General features: G+C 59.9%; 13 protein-coding genes. 4 read left to right on the top strand and 9 right to left on the bottom strand.

Going from position 1 to position 20,799, the window contains the following annotated elements:
- Positions 1-174: 174 nt before the first annotated feature.
- The 3 genes from HX807_RS29055 to HX807_RS29045 are packed head-to-tail and all read right to left on the bottom strand — an operon-like array spanning position 175 to position 2,633.
- On the bottom strand, positions 175-726 hold the full coding sequence (locus HX807_RS29055) for a GNAT family N-acetyltransferase (RefSeq protein ID WP_087694381.1): 552 nt from the start codon (positions 724-726) through the stop codon (positions 175-177).
- A gap of 4 nt (positions 727-730) precedes the next feature.
- The gene (locus HX807_RS29050; RefSeq protein ID WP_003214086.1) at positions 731-1,192 is read right to left on the bottom strand and encodes an LEA type 2 family protein; all 462 of its coding nucleotides are present in this window, start codon (positions 1,190-1,192) and stop codon (positions 731-733) included.
- A gap of 13 nt (positions 1,193-1,205) precedes the next feature.
- Complete coding sequence (locus tag HX807_RS29045; protein WP_008431217.1) at positions 1,206-2,633, bottom strand: nucleobase:cation symporter-2 family protein; 1,428 nt, start codon at positions 2,631-2,633, stop codon at positions 1,206-1,208.
- A gap of 234 nt (positions 2,634-2,867) precedes the next feature.
- Between HX807_RS29045 and HX807_RS29040 the strand changes: the two genes are divergently transcribed.
- Entirely contained in the window at positions 2,868-4,493 is a 1,626-nt protein-coding gene (locus HX807_RS29040) for a methyl-accepting chemotaxis protein (protein ID WP_003214083.1), read from the top strand.
- 148 nt (positions 4,494-4,641) lie between these two features.
- On the opposite strand, the gene HX807_RS29035 is transcribed toward HX807_RS29040, so the two are convergent.
- The 5 genes from HX807_RS29035 to HX807_RS29015 form a co-directional block, all read right to left on the bottom strand.
- A complete protein-coding gene (locus HX807_RS29035) occupies positions 4,642-5,619 on the bottom strand; it encodes a D-glycerate dehydrogenase (protein WP_177051891.1) in 978 nt (325 codons plus the stop codon).
- Complete coding sequence (locus HX807_RS29030; protein WP_003214078.1) at positions 5,619-6,914, bottom strand: MFS transporter; 1,296 nt, start codon at positions 6,912-6,914, stop codon at positions 5,619-5,621. The genes HX807_RS29035 and HX807_RS29030 overlap by 1 nt, the downstream gene beginning before the upstream one ends.
- 55 nt (positions 6,915-6,969) lie before the next feature.
- Positions 6,970-7,914: a sugar kinase gene (locus HX807_RS29025; RefSeq protein WP_003214077.1), complete on the bottom strand. Its 945-nt coding sequence runs from the start codon at positions 7,912-7,914 to the stop codon at positions 6,970-6,972.
- Positions 7,907-8,689, bottom strand: a complete 783-nt coding sequence (locus tag HX807_RS29020) for a sugar phosphate isomerase/epimerase (RefSeq protein ID WP_177009633.1) — start codon at positions 8,687-8,689, stop codon at positions 7,907-7,909. The genes HX807_RS29025 and HX807_RS29020 overlap by 8 nt, the downstream gene beginning before the upstream one ends.
- 88 nt (positions 8,690-8,777) lie before the next feature.
- On the bottom strand, positions 8,778-9,836 hold the full coding sequence (locus tag HX807_RS29015; RefSeq protein ID WP_177021196.1) for a LacI family DNA-binding transcriptional regulator: 1,059 nt from the start codon (positions 9,834-9,836) through the stop codon (positions 8,778-8,780).
- Positions 9,837-10,112: 276 nt separating this feature from the next.
- On the opposite strand from HX807_RS29015, the gene HX807_RS29010 reads away from it, so the two are divergent.
- The 3 genes from HX807_RS29010 to HX807_RS29000 all read left to right on the top strand — a co-directional run bounded on the left by HX807_RS29010 (position 10,113) and on the right by HX807_RS29000 (position 16,779).
- Positions 10,113-12,104, top strand: coding sequence for a hypothetical protein (locus tag HX807_RS29010; protein WP_177051890.1), 1,992 nt, complete (start codon positions 10,113-10,115; stop codon positions 12,102-12,104).
- Between the two features lie 144 nt (positions 12,105-12,248).
- Positions 12,249-14,279, top strand: coding sequence for a hypothetical protein (locus HX807_RS29005; protein ID WP_177051889.1), 2,031 nt, complete (start codon positions 12,249-12,251; stop codon positions 14,277-14,279).
- A gap of 232 nt (positions 14,280-14,511) precedes the next feature.
- Complete coding sequence (locus tag HX807_RS29000; protein WP_177051888.1) at positions 14,512-16,779, top strand: autotransporter outer membrane beta-barrel domain-containing protein; 2,268 nt, start codon at positions 14,512-14,514, stop codon at positions 16,777-16,779.
- Positions 16,780-16,868: 89 nt separating this feature from the next.
- Here HX807_RS29000 and HX807_RS28995 read toward each other — a convergent pair whose 3' ends face one another.
- Positions 16,869-20,717 carry an Ig-like domain-containing protein gene (locus HX807_RS28995; protein ID WP_177051887.1) on the bottom strand — a complete coding sequence of 1,283 codons (3,849 nt, stop codon included), beginning with the start codon at positions 20,715-20,717 and terminating at the stop codon, positions 16,869-16,871.
- Positions 20,718-20,799: the final 82 nt, after the last annotated feature.

Here is a 20,799-nt window from a genome sequence, read left to right as displayed (position 1 = left end):
GACGGCGGCCCACGGTCCAAAGCCGGAGTGAGGGCACACCGAGCCTAGGCGAGGTGCCGAGTGGTGGGGCAAGAGCGTTTTGCTTACTTTTGCGCTTTTCAAAAGTGAGCCGCTGTAAGAGCGGAACCCATATCAGCCGTTACCCAAATAACGGATATACACCCAAAACCCACCTCAGCCCCGCCGACTCCCCAGCCATTCCTCCCGGGTAATCTCCCAGATATCCTTGGGCAAACTCCCAGCGACAAACTGCCCCTCATCGGTCCTGACCAACCGCATCCCCGTCCGCTCGGAAATCCTGCGAGACGCCACGTTCGGCGCCGCCTTGGGCACGCGCATCACGGGCCGCTCCAGCACCTCAAACCAATACTCAGTCACCGCCGCACTGGCCTCGGCCATCAACCCCTGGCCCTGCCACTGCGGCGCCAGCCAAAAGCCGCGGTTGTTGTCCACCTCATCCATCAGGCTGACATTACCAATCAACACCCCAGGCGCGCTTTTCAGGCGGATCGACCAATGCCACTCCTCACCCCGAGCCATCGCCGGCAATGCAACCTGCTCCAGATAGCTGCGCGCACCATCCGCCGGGTACGGCCAGGGCACCAGGGCATTCAGGTAACGCACCACTTCCCAGTGCGGAAATTGCTGCTGGACACCCTCGGCATCCTCCAGCGTTAACGGCCGCAGGATCAGCCGTTCGGTATACAGCGTAGGTTGCGCATCCATGTCGTTACCATGTGGCAGTGTTGGGAAAGTCCAGGGTCCCGCGATCCACAAAACGCATGGTGCCAAACAGGCCACCTGCGAGTTTCCCGCGCAACACGTACGGCAGGTTATTCAAACTCTGGGTCTGGCTCAAGCCAAGGGTCTGGCGCAACACGGAAAACGCCGAAACGCTCACCGGCACCGTCAGCACCGTCTCCGAAAAGCGTGGGATCGAGCCACCCTGGTCACTCACCCCGGACGCCAGCGGCCGGCCATTGACCTCCAGGTCCAGGGCCACGCCGCTGTAGTCGATCGCGGTTTCATTGGGGTTCTGTATGCGCAGTTTCACCGCGAAACGCACTTCCAGGTCCTGGCTCTGCAGCGGCTCGATGCCCACCACGTTGATGTTCACCGGGTCGCGATTGGGAAACAGCGCGCACGCGCTCAGGGTGAGTAGCAGCAGTGACAAAACCATGAGCTTGCGCATAAAACGGGTTCTCCTATTTCGTGACGTCCGGGTCCTGCATCACTTTGAGGGTGGAGGCTTCCGGATCAAATTCATCTTCTTCCAACTCTATGAACTCCTCAGGCAGGAAGATGTTCAGCACGATAGCGCAGAACGCCCCCACGGTGATCGGCGACTCGAAGATGTTGTGCAGTGCCTTGGGCAGCTCGCGCAGTACTTCCGGCACTGCTGCCACACCCAGGCCCATGCCCAGGGAGATCGCCACGATCAGCACATTGCGCCGGTGCAGGCCGGCTTCGGCGAGGATCTTGATCCCGGCCACGGCCACGGTGCCGAACATGATCAGCGTGGCGCCGCCCAGTACCGGCTTGGGCATCAGTTGCAACACCGCGCCGATCATCGGGAACAGCCCCAGCAGCACCAGCAGCCCGGCAATGAAGTACGCCACATAACGGCTGGCCACGCCGGTCAACTGGATCACCCCGTTGTTCTGGGCGAAGGTCACCATCGGCAAGCTGTTGAAGGTGGCCGCCATCACCGAGTTGAGGCCGTCGGCCAGCAGGCCGGACTTGATGCGCTTGATGTACAGCGGGCCCTTGACCGGCTGTTGCGAGATCATCGAGTTGGCGGTCAGGTCACCGGCGGCTTCCAGGGGCGAAATCAGGAAGATCACCGCCACCGGGATAAACGCCACCCAGTCGAACGAAAAACCGTACTTGAACGGCACCGGTACGCTGATCAGTGGCAGCTGGGGCAGGGCGCCCAGGTCGACGCGGCCCATCCACCAAGCCACCACAAAACCCAGGGTCAGGCCGATCACGATCGAACCCAGGCGCAGGAACGGGTTGTTGAAGCGGTTGAGCACCACGATGGTCAGCAGCACCAGGGCCGCCAGGCCCATGTTGCCGGCGGCGCCCAGGTCGCTGGCGCCATAACCGCCGGCCATGTCGGTGACGGCCACCTTGATCAGCGACAAACCCATCAAGGTAATGATGGTGCCGGTGACCACCGGGGTGATCAGCTTGCGCAGCTTGCCGATGAACTGGCTGAGCACCACTTCGATAAACGCCGCGAAAAAGCAGATGCCGAAGATCGTCGACAGGATCTCATCGGTGCCGCCGCCCCGGGCCTTGACCATGAAGCCGGCACTGAGGATCACGCTGATAAACGAAAAACTGGTGCCTTGCAGGCACAGCAGGCCCGAACCCACTGGGCCGAACTTGCGGGCCTGCACAAAGGTGCCGAGCCCGGACACAAACAACGCCATGCTGACCAGGTACGGCACTTCGCTTTCCAGGCCCAGCACGCCGCCGACGATCAGCGTCGGGGTGATGATCCCGACAAAGCTGGCCAGCACGTGCTGCAGGGCGGCAAATATCGCCGCGCTGAAGTGCGGACGGTCGTCGAGGCCGTAGATCAGGTCGGATTTATAACGGGGGCGAGGGGTTTGAGTGTCAGACAAAATACGGGCCCGGGTAGGAAAAAGGAGGCGCAGGATGCCAGAAAGTGCCAGTTGTCAGAAGTGTGAAAAAATATTTCGAAACATCCCCCATTAAATCCTCAAGCCGGCCGATAACGTTGTAGGCACCACATACCTATTAAAACAGTGGCGCCGTAAGGTCAGAGCAGCGCGTTGACGCTGACTGACCGTGTCGCGGCAGGGACGCGCGCAGCCACTACTTCTGAGAGCGCACCTATGTCCCTCCGTAACCTGAATATTGCCCCCCGAGCTTTCCTTGGTTTTGCGTTCATTGCGTTGCTTGTGGTTATCCTGGGGGTGTTTGCGGTCAACCGCATGACGCTGATCCGCCAGGCCTCGGTCGACATGGGAACCAACCAGTTACCCAGCGTGAAGTACCTTGGCAACATTACCGAAAACGTGTTGCGCCTGCGCATCCTGTCCTTCCGCATTCTGATCAACCGCGAGCCGGCCGCCGTGCAGGACGCCAAGGAGCGCTCGGCCATTCTGGTGGACAAGGTCAAGGTGGCCCAGGCCGCCTATTCGGCCTTGCCTGCCGAGGGCGAAGAGGCCAGCGTCTACAAAGCCTTTTCCGCGACCCTCGACAGCTACCTGACCGCCCAGGCCGAGATGATGTCGCTGTCGCAGCAAAACAAGGTCGAGGAGATGCGTACCCTGATCAATACCCGGATCAAGGACGGCACCGACCTGATGGGCGAGCAGTTGAATAAACTGATCGCCATCAACAGCGCCGGGGCCGATCAGGCCAACGTCGCCGCCGAAGGCAGTTATTCCCAGGCTGTGACCGGGATCATCATCGTCGCCGTGGTGGCAGCCTTGATGACGGTGTTGCTGGCCTGGCTGCTGACCCGCAGCATTGTCGCTCCGCTGCAAAAGGCGGTCAGTGCTGCCGAATCCATCGCCGGCGGCAACCTGAGCAAACCCATCGAAGTCGACGGCAAGGACGAACCGGCCCGCCTGCTCGGCGCCCTGGCCGCGATGCAGAACAACCTGCGCCAGACCATCCAGCACATCGCCGGCTCAGCCACGCAGTTGGCCTCCGCCGCTGAAGAGCTCAGCGCCGTCACCGAAGAAGCCTCCAAAGGCCTGCAACAGCAAAACAACGAAATCGACCAGGCCGCCACCGCGGTCAACGAAATGACGGCCGCCGTGGAAGAAGTGGCGCGCAACGCGGTGTCCACCTCCGAGGCGTCCAGCCAGTCCAACCAGGCTGCGCGGGAAGGGCGCGACCGAGTGGTGGAAACCGTCGGCGCGATCCAGACCATGACCCAGGACGTGCAAAACACCTCGGTGCTGATCGAAGGCCTGGCCACCCAGGGCCGTGACATTGGCAAGGTGCTGGACGTGATTCGCGCGATTGCCGAGCAGACCAACCTGCTGGCCCTCAACGCGGCGATTGAAGCGGCGCGTGCCGGTGAAGCCGGGCGTGGTTTTGCGGTGGTGGCGGACGAAGTGCGGGCCCTGGCCCATCGCACGGCGCAGTCGACCCAGGAAATCGAGAAAATGGTCGCCGGCATCCAGAGCGGTACGGGTGAAGCGGTGCAGTCCATGCAGCAGAGCAACCAGCGCACCCAAAGCACCCTGGAAATGGCGCGGGCTGCCGGTGTGGCCCTGGAGCAGATCACCCAGTCCATCAGCCTGATCAACGAGCGCAACCTGGTGATCGCCAGTGCCTCGGAAGAACAGGCTCAGGTGTCCCGCGAAGTGGATCGCAACCTGGTGAACATCCGCGACCTGGCGACGCAGTCGGCGGCGGGTGCCAACCAGACCAGCGCGGCCAGCCATGAGCTGTCGCGCCTGGCGGTGGATTTGAACGGGATGGTGGCGCGCTTCGTCATCTGACCTGAAATACGATCAAAAATGTGGGAGCGGGCTTGCTCGCGAAAGCGGTGTGTCAGTTGATGCATTCGGTGGCTGACACACCGCCTTCGCGAGCAAGTCGAATCGTCGCACCGCCGCTCCCACATTGGGTGCTGTGGTGTTTCAGGAATCAGTGTTTCCAGGCGGCTGGGTTCACCAGGTTCTTCGGCTTCTCACCCGCCAGCGCCGCCAGCAGATTGTCCACCGCGCACTTGGCCATCGCCTCCCGCGTCTCATGAGTCGCTGAACCGATATGCGGCGTCGCCACCACATTGTTCAAACGCAACAACGGCGAATCATGCTGCAGTGGCTCCTGCACAAACACATCCAGCCCCGCCGCACGAATCGTGCGCTGTTGCAACGCCTCAATCAGCGCCGGCTCGTCCACCACCTTGCCCCGGGAGATGTTGATAAAGATCGTCTCCGGGCCCATCAGCGCGAACTCTTCAGCGCCAATCAAACCTTCGGTTTCAGCCGTCAGCGGCAAGGTCAGGCACACAAAGTCGGCTTCCCGGAGCAGGTCCGGCAGGCTGCGGTATTGCGCGTCAAACCGCGCCTCCACTGCAGGTTTTGGCGAGTGGCTGTGGTAGATCACCGGCATGCCGAACCCGAAGTGCCCACGCTGGGCCAAGGCTTCGCCAATTCGGCCCATGCCGATAATGCCAAGCGTCTTGCCGTGTACATCGCTGCCGAAATGCAGCGGGCCGATGTTCTGGTTCCAGTTGCCGGCGCGCACCATATTGGACAGCTCCACCACTCGCCGGGCGGTCGCCAGGATCAGGGCGAAGCCGGTATCGGCGGTGGTTTCGGTCAGCACGTCGGGGGTATTGCTGAGCAGGATGCCGCGCGCGGTCAGGTAGTCGATGTCGTAGTTGTCGACACCGACCGACACGCTGGCCACGGCCTCAAGGTTTGGCGCCAGATCCAGCAGTTTGGCATCCAGGCGCAAGCTGGCACCGAGCAAGCCCTGAGCGGTCGGCAAGGCTTCACGCAGTTTGGCCAGGCCGCTTTCATCCAGCGATTCAATAAGCGTGACCTCGGCCTGTTCATGCAGGCGGGCCATCAGCGGTGCAGAGAGTTTCTTGTAGAGCACGACAGACTTTTTCATCAGGTCTTTACCTTCAATTCAAGGGATTGCAGCGGGGCGCGTTCGCGGTCACTGGCGCCGGGCTTGAGAAATATCGTCAACACCACCGACACCAGCAGCGCACCACTCATCAGCAAGTACGAGGCGCCGGGCGATCCGGTGCTGCTGTTGAGGTAGCCCACCAGGTACGAACCGCCGAACGAACCGAGGGCGCCCATGCTGTTGATCAGCGCCATGGCGCCGCCGGCGACGTTGGCCGGGAGGATTTCCGGGACGATTGCGAAAAACGGCCCGTAAGGCGCATACATACAGGCCCCGGCGATCACCAGCAGGGTGTACGACCACCAGAAGTGTTCGGCGCCGAGCACGTAGGACGCATAAAACGCGATGGAGGCGATCAGCAACGGTGGCCACACAAAACGTTTACGTTTTTGCAGTTTGTCCGAGCCCCAGGACACCGCCAGCATGCCGATCACCGCCGCCAGGTACGGCAGCGCCGACAGCCAGCCAGCCTCGACCATGTCCATTTTCAGGCCGGCCTTGAGGATCGACGGCAGCCACAGCACGAAGCCATACACGCCAATGCTCCAGCAGAAAAACTGCAGCGCCAGGATGATCACCTTGGGTGAGCGAAAGGCCTCGGCGTAGTTCTTTACCGCCTTGATGCCCACTTGTTCTTCGGCGAGGGCGGTTTCCAGGTCTTTTTTATGCTGGGCGCTCAGCCATTTGGCGTCTGCGGGTTTTTCATCCGCCAGCTTCCACCAGATAAACGCCCACAGCACCGCCGGCAAACCTTCGATGATAAACATCCAGCGCCAGCTGAAATGCTGTACCAGGTAGCCCGAGACCACCGACATCCACATCATGGTCACCGGGTTGCCGAGGATCAGGAAGGTGTTGGCCCGCGAGCGTTCCGCGCGGGTGAACCAGTGGCACAGGTACACCAGCATCGCCGGCATCACGGCGGCTTCGACCACCCCGAGCATGAAGCGGATCACGATCAGCATGTAGGCGTTGGACACCATGCCGGTCAGGGTGGCCAGGCCGCCCCACAGGATCAGGCTGACGAAAATCAGCTTCTTCACGCTGCGTTTCTGCGCGTAGATCGCACCGGGCACCTGGAAGAAAAAGTAGCCGAGGAAGAACAGCGCGCCGAGCAATGACGACATGCCCGGGGTGATCATCAGGTCTTCGGCCATCCCGGAGGCGGCGGCAAAGCCGTAGTTGGCGCGGTCCAGGTACGCCAGGCTGTAGGTGATAAACACGATGGGCATGATGTACCACCAACGGCGGGTGGCGAGTTTCAACGGTTCCATAAGGTTGCTCCTGAGCTTGTTGTAGTTGTGGCAACAGGTAACTCGGTGATGCTGATTAACCGGCTTTCTGGGTGTGGGGCAGATCGGTCCTGAACGGCAAGCCTTCCATGTCGCCACGGCTCTGCACCGCGCGGCTGCCGATCCAGTTGCCGCGCTGCACGGCTTCGCTGAAGCTCAGGTTTTCCAGGAGCGCGCTGATCATGCCCACGGCAAACCCATCGCCGGCGCCGACCGTGTCGACCACCTTGGCCACTGGCACGGCGGCGACAAACCCCTGGTCCAGCTGGGTGCGGTAATACGCGCCGTGGGGCCCGAGCTTGATGGCCACGGCTTCCACGCCCTGGTCCAGGTAAAACGCGGCGATGTCGGCCGGGTCTTCAAAACCGGTGAGCAAGCGGCCTTCGCCCAAGCCCGGCAACACCCAGTCAGCCAGGCAGGCGAGGGCGTTGATTTCGCTGATCATGCGTTGCTCGTTCGCCCACAGGGACGGGCGCAGGTTCGGGTCGAAGGACACGCTGCGCCCGGCCTCGCGCATTTGCGTCATCAACTGGCGCGACAGGTCGCGGGTGGCGTCCGACAGCGCCGGCGGAATGCCGGTGGCGTGCAGGTGCCGGGCTTGCAACAGCTCAGGCTTGATCGCCTCGACCGACAGATGGCTGGCGGCCGAGCCACGGCGGAAGTACTCCACCTGCGGATCATCGCCGGCTTCCTCGCGGGACTTGAGTTGAAAGCCCGTGGGGTGCAGCGGGTCCACCGCCACATGGGTGCAGTCCAGGCCTTCGTTCTGCAAGGTGTCCACCACGAAGCGCCCGAGGGAATCGGCACCCACGCGGCTCAGCCATGCGACGTTGAAGCCCAGGCGTGACAGGCCGATGGCGACGTTGCTGTCGGCGCCGGCAATACGCTTGTGAAACTGGGCAACCTGGGCCAGGTCGCCGGTCTGTTCGGCGACAAACATCGCCATGGTTTCACCAAACGACAGGATATCGATCTCAGACATGTGCGTTCTCCACGCGGGGCTGGCCGAGGACGGCGAGGGTGGCGACCTGCTGGGCGGTGACCGGCACCAGGTCATTGCCTTGCAGCGGAAATTCCACGGCCCGGGTAATACCTTGAGTCATGTGCTTGAGCAGTTGTTCCCACAGATGCAGGTCGGCGGCGCCCGGCGGCAAAGCCACCAGCTTGCCGTCGGCGCGGCGGGCCACGGCCTTGCAGTGCAGGTAATCCACGTGGCGGCCCAGCAGGCGTGCAGCGGTGGTCGCCGACTGGTCCTGCCATTGCCAGTTACCGATATCGAAGGTCATTTTCACCGGCACCGCCAACCGCTCGATTTCGTTGAAAAAGCGCTGCATCGGCTCGATGCGCCCGCCGTGCAGGGTCTGGTCGTTTTCCACCAGCAGCTTGACCGGATGCCGGTTGAGCAGGGCGCTCAAGCTGTCGAGGTCGTTGGTGTCGGTGAAATAGCCCAGGGAGACTTTCAGCCAGCGGGCGCCGAATGCCTGGGCGCGGTCGAGGGTGACGGCCAGTTCGGCATTGGGCTGTGAGCGACCGGCCACCCAGAGTTCCAGGGGCGATGAGAACACGCACTCCAGGCCTTGATCGGCTGCAGCTTGCGCCAGCTCATGGGGTTGTTCGGTGGTCAGCAGCTCTTCGCGCCATTCGATGCGTTGCGCGCCGGCGGCAGCCAGCACCTCGACGAAACTCAACTGGCCTTGCTGGCGGACCAGGTCGGCGCCGTAACTGGAAAGGCTGATGGAGACGGGGTATTTATGCATTGTTGTGGACCTCTGAAACCGGTTTCATTTTTATTCGCAAAATAAACGTGTGGGAGCTGGCTTGCCTGCGATGGCGGCGGTCAGCCGCCTACTGCTTCGCCGGAGAAACCGTTATCGCAGGCAAGCCAGCTCCCACAAGGGATTGGGTCGAGCCCCGGATAATCAGTTGTGGCAAGAAATCCAGGGTGCGTGGGGGCTGGCTATCGCCGCGCAAACGCTTGAGTAAACAGTCAAACGCACTGGCGCCAATGGCCTCGGTGGGCTGGGCGAGGGCGGTGATGCCGTTGCCCACCAGCGGGTACCAGTCGAGGTCATCCAGGGCGATCAGGCCTACGTCATCAAACAGGTCGCAGCCTAGATTTTTCAATGCACGGGTACAGGCCAGTGCCGCGATTCCGTTGGCGCAGAACAACGCCTTGGGGCCGGATTTGCCTAGAAACTTTTGCAGACGCTGTTCCAGTTCGCCATCCAACTCCAGTACGGCGCCGGTCAACGTCGGACGGTTGGTCATCTCCGCCTTGAAACTGTCCAGGCGCTCAAGCCGCGAGCTCGTGCCGTCGGTGGCTTCAGTCACCAACAGCAGGTCGCGATAGCCTTGCTGTTCCAGATGCTCCACGGCCATGCGCACCGCCACCCGGTTGTCCAGCCCTACCAGGTCGCTGTGCAGCGGTTCGACCTTGCGGTCCACCAGCACCAGGGGCATTTCCCGTTGCAGTTCCAGCAATTGGTCCAGGTGATGGCCGAGGGTATTCACGATCAGCCCTTCGATATTGTAGGCACGCAGGGCCGCCAGGTGCTGGCGCTCCTGCTCGTCATCGCGGTCGGTGTTGCACACCACCAGGCTGTAGCCGTGCTGGCGGCAGGCGGTTTCCACGCCATGCATCACGGCAATCGAATAGGGGTTGCGGATATCGGCTACCAGCATGCCGATCAGGCGGGTGCGCCCGCGTTTCAGGCCGCGGGCCATCTGGTTGGGGCGATAGCCCAGCTCATCGATGGCCTGCTCGATGCGCAGGGCGATGGCATCGGAGAGCAGGGCACGGTCGTCGCCGATAAAGCGCGACACGCTGGCCTTGGACACACCGGCGCGCTCGGCGACGTCCAGCATGGTCACGCGGCTGCGTTGGGCGGCGGAAAAAGTAGTCACGGCGGCGGGCCTTTCTTATTGGATTTATCTGGGTTCCAAGGAGAAACCAATCGCTGAAACCGGTTTCAGCAAACACCAAGTAGGAAATTTCGTCAAGCGCTGCTCAGTAACCGCCCTGGCAGCAAGGCCGAGCAAAAGCGACGAATGGAGGGGTCTACCTGTTAATTCTGACAGTATCCGGACGAAGGAATCGGGCGCTTAATTCTCTCAACGCCACTTGGTATACACACGCCGCCTGCCGGCAGGCCACTGTCCACCGTGTTGAGGATTAAACCCATGTCTGACGCCTCTGAATCCACTTACCTGATCAAACCCTTGGGCGCAGACGACGGGGGCACTGTGTTGCTGGACCCGATGGACATACCCGGCGTCGACAGTGGTGACCCCCGGGGCGTGATCCCGCGCTCGCGCCTGCAGGGCCCGCTGCAGGTCAACATTCCGATGTGGAACCCGCGACCCGAGCCGCTGCTGGATGAGCCGCACATCGTGCGCCTCCGCTGGGTGTGGGCGGGTGTCGATGAGGTGGTTGATTCGCGGCAGGTGTTTGGCCCGCCACCCCCTTTGCCAGCGGTGATCTCACTGGAGGTGCCCCTGTCACGATTGACTGACGAGGGCTCCGGCACCGCGCAACTCTACTACACGGTTCAGGACTCCTTTGGCGGCGTCAGTGTGCTGAATCCCAGGAGAACACTCACCATCGATCTGGATTCGCCTGAGTTACTGAACCCTCTGGATACTGTGGATTTTGTAGTTGCCCCGACCCCGAACGTCGATGAGCAATACCTGCTCGATAACGTGCCGCTGGCGTTCAATATTCCGTTTTACACCGTGCGCTCGGACAAGGACCGGATTGAATTCTACCTGTCCAACCGGGATAACCCGCCGCTAAGCGCGGCGGACGCCGAGTACGTGATCGCGTTAGCCTCAGACCCGCTGGTTGCTTACGTGGACCCCGATATTTTTCGCAGGTTGAACAACGGTGACGCCTATATTTTCTACCGCATTTTTGACGAGGCAGGCAATTTCAGCAGCCAGAGTGCCGGACTGCTGTTTCAGCTGGCACTGACGCCGTTGCCGAGCAACTTGCCGCGTCCGCAAATTCGGCCACCGGCATACGACGACAGCCTGATCAAGCGCGATGATGCACGTGGTGGCGTGTTCATGCGCATTGACCCCGCCTACGACGATTGGGCGCCGGGGGACCAGGTAATCGCCTATTGGAATGCCCGTCCGACAGTCCCGCAGCCGGTACTGAGCTTCCCTTGTGATGTGGAAATTCCATGGCTGACCCTCAGGGGGCCTGCGCCTGTACTGGTTCCCGAAGCGGCGGTGGTGCGCTACGAAATCATTCGCGGAGCCCTGCCTCCATTTCGTTCCTTATCGGAACGGTTCAATGTCGACCTGACGATTGCCGGCCAGGACCATCCCAATGCGCCCGCATTGCTTAACCCGACCCTGGCCAGCGTCACGGTGATAGGGCGCGGCTCCAAGACTCCCAATCAGCTCAATCATCTGGATCGTGGGCTGGCTGCCCAGGCATATGTTCCTTTGTTTGCAGATCCGGTTGCGGGTCAATTGCTCAGTCTGTTCTGGAACGGTGTTGGCCCGGTGGCCAGCCATCCCGTGCAGTTGGGGGAGGTAGGAGGGCAGTTGGTGTGGTTTACCGATATTCCCTGGAATCTGATCGAGGGGACGGTCAATCCACGTCTGCCGGTCCATTACCTCACCAGTAATGGGGTCAACGAACAACAGTCGCCGCCAACTTTTGTGAATGTCGATGTGACGGCGCTGATTGATTTTACTCCTCCGCAAGTTCAGCACACCCTGACTAGCGAGTATGTGACCTGTTGTTCTTCGCCTTCGCCTTTATATGGCGTGCATTGGTTGATTCCGGGCAATATCGGCCTGCAACTTAACGACGAGGTGCGTTTTCACTGGCAAGGCTATGCGCGTAATAACTGGGTTGATCCTATTGCTGGCACTGAATACGAAGAAACCATCCAGGTGCTGCAACCCCATATTGATAACGGTATTAAAGTTGTGGTGGAACCGTTCGACCGGACCTTGGAGCCTATGCGCGAATACGGTTCAGCTGTCGCCAGTTTCGAAGTGTGGCGCAACCAGGGCAAGGTGGGTGACTCCCGGCCAGACGTCAAGGGGAGCGGACATATCCGTGTCGACCTGACCTTTCCAACGGGTGGGTTTTGTAAACCCGGGGATGTCATTAGTTGCACTAGTGATGGAAAGGCAACGTTGGTCAAAGATTAAAGGACTGGGTGTATTTGTTGTTGTGCAGGGAATAGTCGGCGTGTGATAGGCGTGCAAGCGCTTTGTCTCGCGACGCGAACGGCTACGTCAATGGTAGGGAAGTGTGGGTGAGATGTAATTCGTCTTAATATCTGGAGACACGTAATGAAAAAGGACACGCTCGACTTTATCCGTAACTATGCAAAGAATCGAAGTGCCAATACGGCTGACTACTTGCCTGATGGTCGTCTTGAAGGTGAGGTGCCTGGGTACCCTGGATTGCTTTCACGGGAGTACAACCTGCGTGAGAATTTGAATTTCTCTATTCCACTATGGCCTGACGCCGATACCCATCCGACGCTTGACGATATTGTCACTGTTTGGTGGAAAAATTTCGATGACACCGAGTGGGGCACGCCCATTTATAATTTCACCGTTGTTGCCCCAGGGCCTGAGACACCGGTGAACATTGCTCAAGGTCGGCGGCCCGCGGGGCGGTACCAAATCAAGTACGGAATTAACGTACGTGGCGTTGACAACTATTCCGAATCAGATCCGCAGACCGTTGTCGTTGACCTGACACCACCGTATGCCATTTCCCCCGATGCACCGCCGGCGCCGATTCCGCCTGCCGACCTGCCGACACCTGCCGACCGCGACTACTTTGAAAGCAAGCCCAATGAGTCTGCAGTGTTTACGATCCCGGATTATGTGGCGCATGGTCGGGCAGACGGCGATTGGGCGTATCTTTACTATAATGGCTCCGATACGCCCTATGCACCCAACCCGCCCGATCCTTCGCCACGCTGGAATCTGCCTGCGGACCTGAGCTTTCCATTGCCATTATCCGTGGTTGACGCCAATCCGGATGGCCTGCGCAATTTGCGGTATGAGTTGTTCGACGCGGCAGGGAATTGGGCGCGGCTTTCGACTGCCTACGAGATGGACGTGGGCCTGTTTCCAGCGCCCGAGAACCTGCTGGCCCCCCTGGTTGACCGAACCTCACCCCCCGGCGATGTATTGATTGATCGGGCAGACGTTGCGCTGGACGGCGGCATGATCGTGCGTATTCCTGAATATACGAACTTTCTGCGCGGCGTCGATGGAGATGAATTCCTCGTCACATTGAGGACAAGCATCACCACCGTTCCCTTGGAGGCCCAGCCACTGGGCAACAGCCGTTTCCCGGCGGAGGTTTACGTTCCGTACAGGGTGCTGGAAATCCTGTATGGCGCCACTCGAGGGCTATTGCCGTTGACGGTTTCCTATGTGGTGCGGCGGCGGTCTGTCAACAACCCGGCGACACCGACCACCACCGTCAACCTGGACCTGTTTGTTGTCGGCCCCACTCCCATTGGCCCGGACCCGATCAACGATGACCTGCTGCCCGTAGTCGTGAACGGGGTGGACGCAACCGGTACCGAGGGCCCCGACGACGAACTGGAGCGCGACCACGCCAACCGGCCTGCAATTGCTCGGGTAACGTTATGGAGTACGGCACCCACACCGGATGCCAGCGACTTTACGATCCGCCTTTACTATTCGGGCGAACTCGTTGCTACCCAACCGGTGACCGGCGCCTCGGCTGGCCAGGTGATTCCGCTCTCAATCCCGTGGAGCTTCATTGAGCGTCATGGCAATGGCCGCAAGACGGTGTTCTACACCATTGCCCAAGGGGCCAGCACCAACCGCCAGTTTTCCCCTGACACGACGGTGACGGTGAATGCCAACTTCAAAGAGCTTGCCCCGCCGGTGGTACGACATCTGTCGGACGCAGGGGCGATCAACTGCGCTACGTTCAGGCCTGAAAATCCTCCCGGAAACGTTGTGGTGTTTATCCCGCCTTCGGAGCACTTTGAACTGAGGATGGTGGTTACGCTGCACTGGCAGGGCTACAGCGACAATGCAGGAACGATAGAGGTCCCGGCAGCAGTGGGTCGTGTGGACTCCATACCGCTCACGCAAGCCATGATCAATTCTGGGTTCGAGTTGCTCCTGGGGCCCTATGAGACCATCTACAAACCCATCCAGCCCAACTCGGGTGCAAGGCTGGCCGGCTCCGCGCGGATCTGGTACACCATCAACCTGCCTGAAGGACCATTACCTTCCGATGAAGCGCATCCTCTTGTTCGCGGGGTTCGGATAGGTGGAACGAATGGCTTTTTCTGCGACGGTACTGCCGTCCCGCTTCCTTGATACTTGTTTGAGCCCTAATGCCAAAGAGGAGCCTTGCTCCTCTTTGGCATTTTTGCCGTTGGGTCGACTACAAACTGCATTCACTTTCAGCACAGCACCTTGGGATTAGTCCTACAGATGTTGGGAACAGCTCTGGGTACCTTGGGCGCCGCTTGATTGGCAGGGTCCACACGCTTTTCGGAACCGGCCAGTTTTTTTCCGTAAAGGAACGCCAACCCAGAGGTCCGTAAAGATGTCAGCTCCATTCAATTTCAAACCAACTCCCTTAAGCCTTGCCTTCAAGGCCAAGGCCGTCACACTGCTGATGCTCATGGCGCAGCTGTCCGAAGCGCGTGTCGTGACCGGCCCGGATGAAATGGCGGGGCCTGGCCCGCGCCCTGACACTTTTGAATTGCGTGCAGGTTCCCGCCTGACGGTTCTGGGAGTGCCCACCCTGCAAATCACTGCCAATTCCGCAACCCTGATTGTCAATGCCGGCAGCAGCACCCGGGACATTGCCGCAATCAACTCCGACATCCGCATCGATGGTTCGGACGTCGTTGCGCGGGATTCGGCAAGGGCCGGGGTTCATGTCACGGGCAGCAACGTGCTGATCACCAACAGCAACATTACCCACAACAACGGAACCGGGCTGGCAGCGGCCCGTTCCCTGGGCGCCACCAATGGTTCCAGCGTCACGGTCGTCAACAGTCACATCACCGGCAGCACCCGCGGTGCCTCGGCCAGTGCCCACAGTGTGCTGGACCTGACCGATTCGCGTGTCGAGGCGACCGCAGATGATGGCGTGGGTATCGAACTGTTCAATGGCCAGGCCCGTGCGTTCAATACCAGCATCGTTGGTGGAGACATTGGCGTGAAGATGGGCGTGGATAACGACCCGACTTTGGCCAGCAGCCTGATCCTCGACCGCTCGAGCGTCGAGGGCAAGACCGGTTCGGCGATTCAGGTCGGCTCGTTCCGGCCCGGGGAATCCACCCTTGCTGATATTCATGTACTCAATGGCTCCACGCTGACCGGCGCAAACGGTGTGCTGCTGGAAGTCATGAACGGCGCCACCGCCAACATGAACGTCGACCGCAGCTTCCTGGTCGGCGATGTCGTGGCCGAAGACGGCAGCACCGCCAGGTTGCAGCTCAACAATGGCTCCTGGCTCACCGGCAAACTGCAGAACGTCGCCGTGTTGAGCGTCAATTCAGCGTCCCACTGGATGCTGGTGGATGACAGTTCAGTCGGCGACTTGATCATGGGCGGCGGCACCGTGCACTTTGGCGGCGCCGATGAGTTCTTCCAGTTGGACGTCAACAGCCTGTCGGGTGACGGCAGCTATGTGATGCACACCGACTTCAGCACCGGCCAGACCGACTTGCTCAACGTCAACGGGGTTGCCACGGGCAACCACAGCCTGCTGTTGGCGGCGACCGGCTCCGAGTTGGCGAGTGCCTTGCCGATTCGTGTGGTGCACACCGAAGGTGGCGATGCGCACTTCTCGCTGGACGGCGACACCGTGGATGTGGGCGCCTATTCCTACGGGCTGAAGAAGGAAGACACCGACTGGTACCTCGACCCTAACCGTCGTGGCACCAGCAACAGCACCAAAACCGTAATGGCGTTGTTCAACACGGCCCCCACCGTGCTGTACGGCGAGATGTCCCTGCTGCGTACCCGCATGGGTGAACTGCGTTTCAGCGACGGCCAGAGCAACGGGTTCTGGATGCGTGGCTACGGCAACAAATACGAGGTAGCCGGGAACAAGGACGGTGGTGGCTACACGCAAAACCAGCGTGGCCTGAGCCTGGGTGCCGATGCGCCATTGTCGGGCGGAGATGGCCAGTGGATGGCCGGTGTCATGGCGGGTCACAGCACGTCCGACATCAGCGCCAACACTTCCGGCAGCGGCAAGGTCAACAGCTACTACCTGGGGGGGTATGCCACCTGGATCGACGACGAGAGCGGGCTGTACTTCGACGGCGTGGTCAAGCTCAACCGCTTGCACAACGAGGTCAACGTGACCATGAGCGACGGCAAGCGTGCCAAGGGCAACTACACGCAGAATGCCGTGAGCGCATCGGCGGAAGTCGGCCGGCATATCAAGCTCGACGATGGTTACTTTGTAGAACCGTACTCGCAACTGAGCACAGCGATTATCCAGGCGCAAAGTTACGAGCTGGACAATGGCCTGCAGGCCAAGGGTGATCGCAGCGCCTCCGTGGTGGGCAAGCTCGGCGTGACAGGTGGCAAGAATATCCAGCTGGAGAGCGGCGGGGTGCTGCAGCCCTACCTGCGTACAGCGTTGGCCCATGAGTTCAACCACAGCAACAAGGTCAAGGTGAACGACCAGCGCTTCAACAACGATGTGTTCGGTTCGCGTATTGAAGTGGCAGCGGGCGTGGCGATGTCGGTGTCGAAGAACGTCAAGCTGCACGCTGATATTGAACATGCCCAGGGCAAGAAGGTGGATCAGCCGTGGGGGGTTAATGTGGGAGTGCGTTACGACTTCTAGGAAACAGGGGTAAAGAAAAAAGGAAGCCGAGGCTTCCTTTTTTTGTGGGTGGGTTTTTGGGAGTTGAATAAATCTGTCCCGGTTATTTGCTAAAACGGAGTGATGCACCATGCCGGCCAATTCGGCAGTCCGTTAATGGAGTAAATTGGTGTTCCGCTGTTTGACGCCTGAACAAAGTAATACCACCTGCCGCTAGCATCGAAATAACACAATCCGTACGGAATTGAGCGAGCCGGAGGGGTGTAGCGTGTTTGCAGTAGCGTCCAACTGGAAACTATGCTGCCTCCAATTGATCTCATCCAATTTATTTGAGCTTGTGGAGATTGCTGTGTTTCGTTAATGCGTAGTTGAAAAATATTGGAAACAACCACTGCGTACGCTCGCGAGACGTTGTTCCTGTCTCTCACAGTAATAGTCGCTTGACCGTTACGGAGGCCGGTTACTTTGCCTGTGTTGGCGTCCACAAAAGCAACATTAGGGTTGCTGGAAGCGTAGCTATAGTTACTCACGCCGCCGCTTGCTGTGCGGGTTGCTGTATTGCCTGGCCAGTCCAGCCCGGTTGCTGGCCAGTTAGTGATCACCTTAATACCATTCAAATTAAGCTGGCTTTGATCGATCCTCAGTGAAGAGATAATGCTGTAACTTGCAATGGGGAAGGTAATGGCGGCTGACTCAACACTACTGCCATCAAAAGCCACTTTGCAGGTTACGGTAATGGTGCTGTTGTTGGGTAGCCCATCCAGCCATGAGCGCAGCACAGGCTTATTCACCAAGCCGGTAGATACTTCTCCCGCCTGCAGGCTGTAGTTTGTCAGCACGTTCAAAGGCGCGCTACCGGACCTGGAGAGTTGTACCCAAACCTTCTGCCCTGCAACAGCCAACGGCCATGGTGCAACGCTGAGCGTGGCATTACCGCTGAAATTGTTCAGGTTCAGAACGCCGCCATTGGCAATCCCATTAATAGACGGCCGAGGCAGGGCCGACGACGGAACGCGGTTAACGCTCAGCTTCTGGGGCTCTGACGGGACAATATTCGTCCCTATCGTCGCCATATAACGGAGCTCGATCAATTTGCCCGCGCTATTGGCGAGGATGTCCCGGCTGATCTGAAAGTCGACGCGCTTATTGGTGTTACCGTTCTGCGCCGGGATGGTCGCCATGGTGCCGTTCGGGTAAATCCACTCGAGGGCGATGCGGTGGGCCGCGGTCATTTCGTTATAGGCCACCGCCACATAGGCGTTGTTCTGCCAGTCCTGTGGGTCGATGGTCAAGGTGGCGCCCTGCAGATTGGCAAAGGCCGGGCGCGGCAATGTGGCGGGGATCGACTGGATAATATGCTCGCGTACACCAAACAATACTGCGGTGTTTTTATCAGTGCTTTCGGCCAGGCTGACCCAGAAGCGAATGGTCAGGTGCGACTCGTTCCTGAGACCTTGCAGCTCCGCCAACGGTATGGGTTGCGAGACACCCAGGGTGGCGCTTTCTCCAACAGGGGCGGCGATAAAAGTGTCCAGGTTGAACGCACTGCCGTCGGTGTTGGTACCCGTGTATTGCAGCCACATGAACTGCTCTTCAAAGGCCAAAGGCCAGGCCGCCACACGGATGCGGGCTTGAGCAACAAGCTCGTTCGTCGGCAGGATCACGCTGTTGCCGACCCCGTCGATGGTTGGTGTGGGTAAGCCACTCAACGGCAGCAGGTCCAGGTTCAGAGTATCCGACTCATGGAGAAACCCGCTGCGGGTAAAACTGTATTGCACACTGATGCGGTTACGCTCGTTGCGAATGCCCTTGGCAATGGTACGAGCCTCTATCGGTACACCCACTTCATTGGTGTCGGGGTTGCCCCAACCCGTTTCGACGGTGCTGCCCAGCAGATCGGCCGTCACCCATTTCACTGAAAACGATTCGCTCTCGCGCATGCGCCGGTATTTCACCAGCACCGTTGCACCCGATTGAGCCGCCAGCGGGTCAAGCCGGTCAGGGTACTGCTCGGCTTCCACGACTTCAGGCGCATCCAGTTCCACGCCACGGCCCACGGTCAGGAGGGTTGTAAACGAGCGCAAGGTGAGTTTCGGCAGCGGGGTTTCGCGTTCCAGGCTGTAGGTGATGCGCAGTTGGCCATCGAAGTTGTTATCCAGCACCGCACGGCTCACCGGCAGTACCAGTGGCTGGCCCTGTGTCGCACCGTTGATCGTCACCGAACCGCTGGCGGAACCGCCTGTACCCGTGCCCACAATGTTCCATTGGATATGGTCGCGGCTCCTGGTTGCCGTATAGGGTAGCGTCAGCAGCACGCTGTCGCCCACTACGTCAACCGGGTCAACGTTGTCGTCAATCGCCCCCTGCAGGGTGGGAGCAGGCATGGTTTCGAGGCGTTCGTCGATGCGTACTGTCAGCACCCGGGATTTGCGTTCAATCAGCGCACCGTAGGCATGCAACTGGCTGTCTGCGCCGTCATCGACCAGGTAATACACCGCGACATCACCGAGCCCCTTGAACTGTTGCAGTATTTCGCTTGGAACCCGGCGCGTGCCACCCTGGTCCCCGGCCAGTTGCGGGTCGGAATAGCGCATTCCACCGCCCCCTGGAACGATCTGCTCGATGACCAGGGTTTCCATCGAATCGTAGGCGTGTGGCTGGTAGGACGGGATGCTGATAAACGCATCATCGTCCGGGTTGATCAGGCCCAACTCGCTCGGGGTCACGGTCACTGCCGGCATCGAGGTCGGTGTACCCACCACCGTCACGGTGACACTGCCAGACTGCCCGAGGTGGCCACCGGTGGCGGTGTGCCAGACGAATGAAGCCCTGAACGAGCCGCCGATGACGCGCTCGATCAAATCGCGGTCCACCGGGAAGATCTCTTCCCGACCGTTCCTGACTTCGACAGGATCAAGCACCAGTTCTTCGATCGTGCCGTCCGCCAGTGTGGCCGTCAGGGTAATCGTGACCTGGTTTGGGGGCAGCGGGGCCGGTGTCACCCGTGGGGTCTGCAACAGGATTTCGAACAGTGAATTACTTTGCGTGTCGTAATCGATTTGCCGGCTTTCCGCGTCATCCACCAGGAAAAACGGCGCGCTCATCAAGCTGGGGTCCAGTTCGGCGACCAGTCCATACGGCTTGGAGTACTGGTATTTTTCCCCTGAGTAATTCTGAACCACATCGAACACCCTGAAGCGCAGGGTGAGTGCGCCGTTGAGGCCGCCCTTGAGAATATTTTCCTTGCTGATAAATACCCTGATCGGCTGGATACCGGCGGCCTCGGTGGCCGTGACCAGGTGCCTGATCTCAACTCCGTCCCAATAGAACTCAATGGTGTCGTTCTTGCGCACGTTCGGATAGGGCGCAATCACGGCGTATAACCCGCGACTGATCGTGTCCATGTTGATCGTGCTGCTTTCGGGCAAGCCGTCGACACTCAGGCTCAGTTTACTGTGCCATTTGTCGTCACCATTGTTCTCAATCCCGCCGGGACGGGTGGTCTTGATCAATATGCTTTGCGGCGGCGAGGTGCTTTCCTGGCCGCTGCCTGCGCGCACTACCCGCGCGCGCACTTGAACTTCACCTTCAGGCATGCGTTCGGCGATGACGTACATGCCATAACGATCCTGGTCCATCTCGACGACACCAGACGCCTGAAGATCGTTATTGAGGTACAACTCAAAGGCGTCGAAGATGGCCCAGGTGTGCCATTTTTCCAGGACGAAATACGCATAGGGCTGAACATGCCGAATGCCCAGGCCATAGGCGTAAGGTTCATCGGGATACTGGTCAAGCGAGACCGGCGGGAACGCCGAATAGGGCGGGGCCAGGTCTTCAGCTGTGATCACCGGCAGGGGCGCGGGCTCAAGGAGGGCCAGGGGGCTGTCGGAAACAGGTACACCTGGGTCTTCAATGACCGAGGCATTGTCATCGGGGTCGATCGGTTGGTTGGGCATGCTGACCACTCCTTGCTGGAAGTCACGCACAGCGCTGTCTGTGCATATAGGCAAGGGAAATCAAACACCCGCAGCCCCGATA

This window comes from Pseudomonas sp. D8002 (genome assembly GCF_013385695.1).
In the GTDB taxonomy this organism is placed as follows: Bacteria; Pseudomonadota; Gammaproteobacteria; order Pseudomonadales; family Pseudomonadaceae; genus Aquipseudomonas.
Note: the sequence above shows the minus strand (reverse complement) of the source record. Positions and strands in the feature narration are given on the sequence as shown.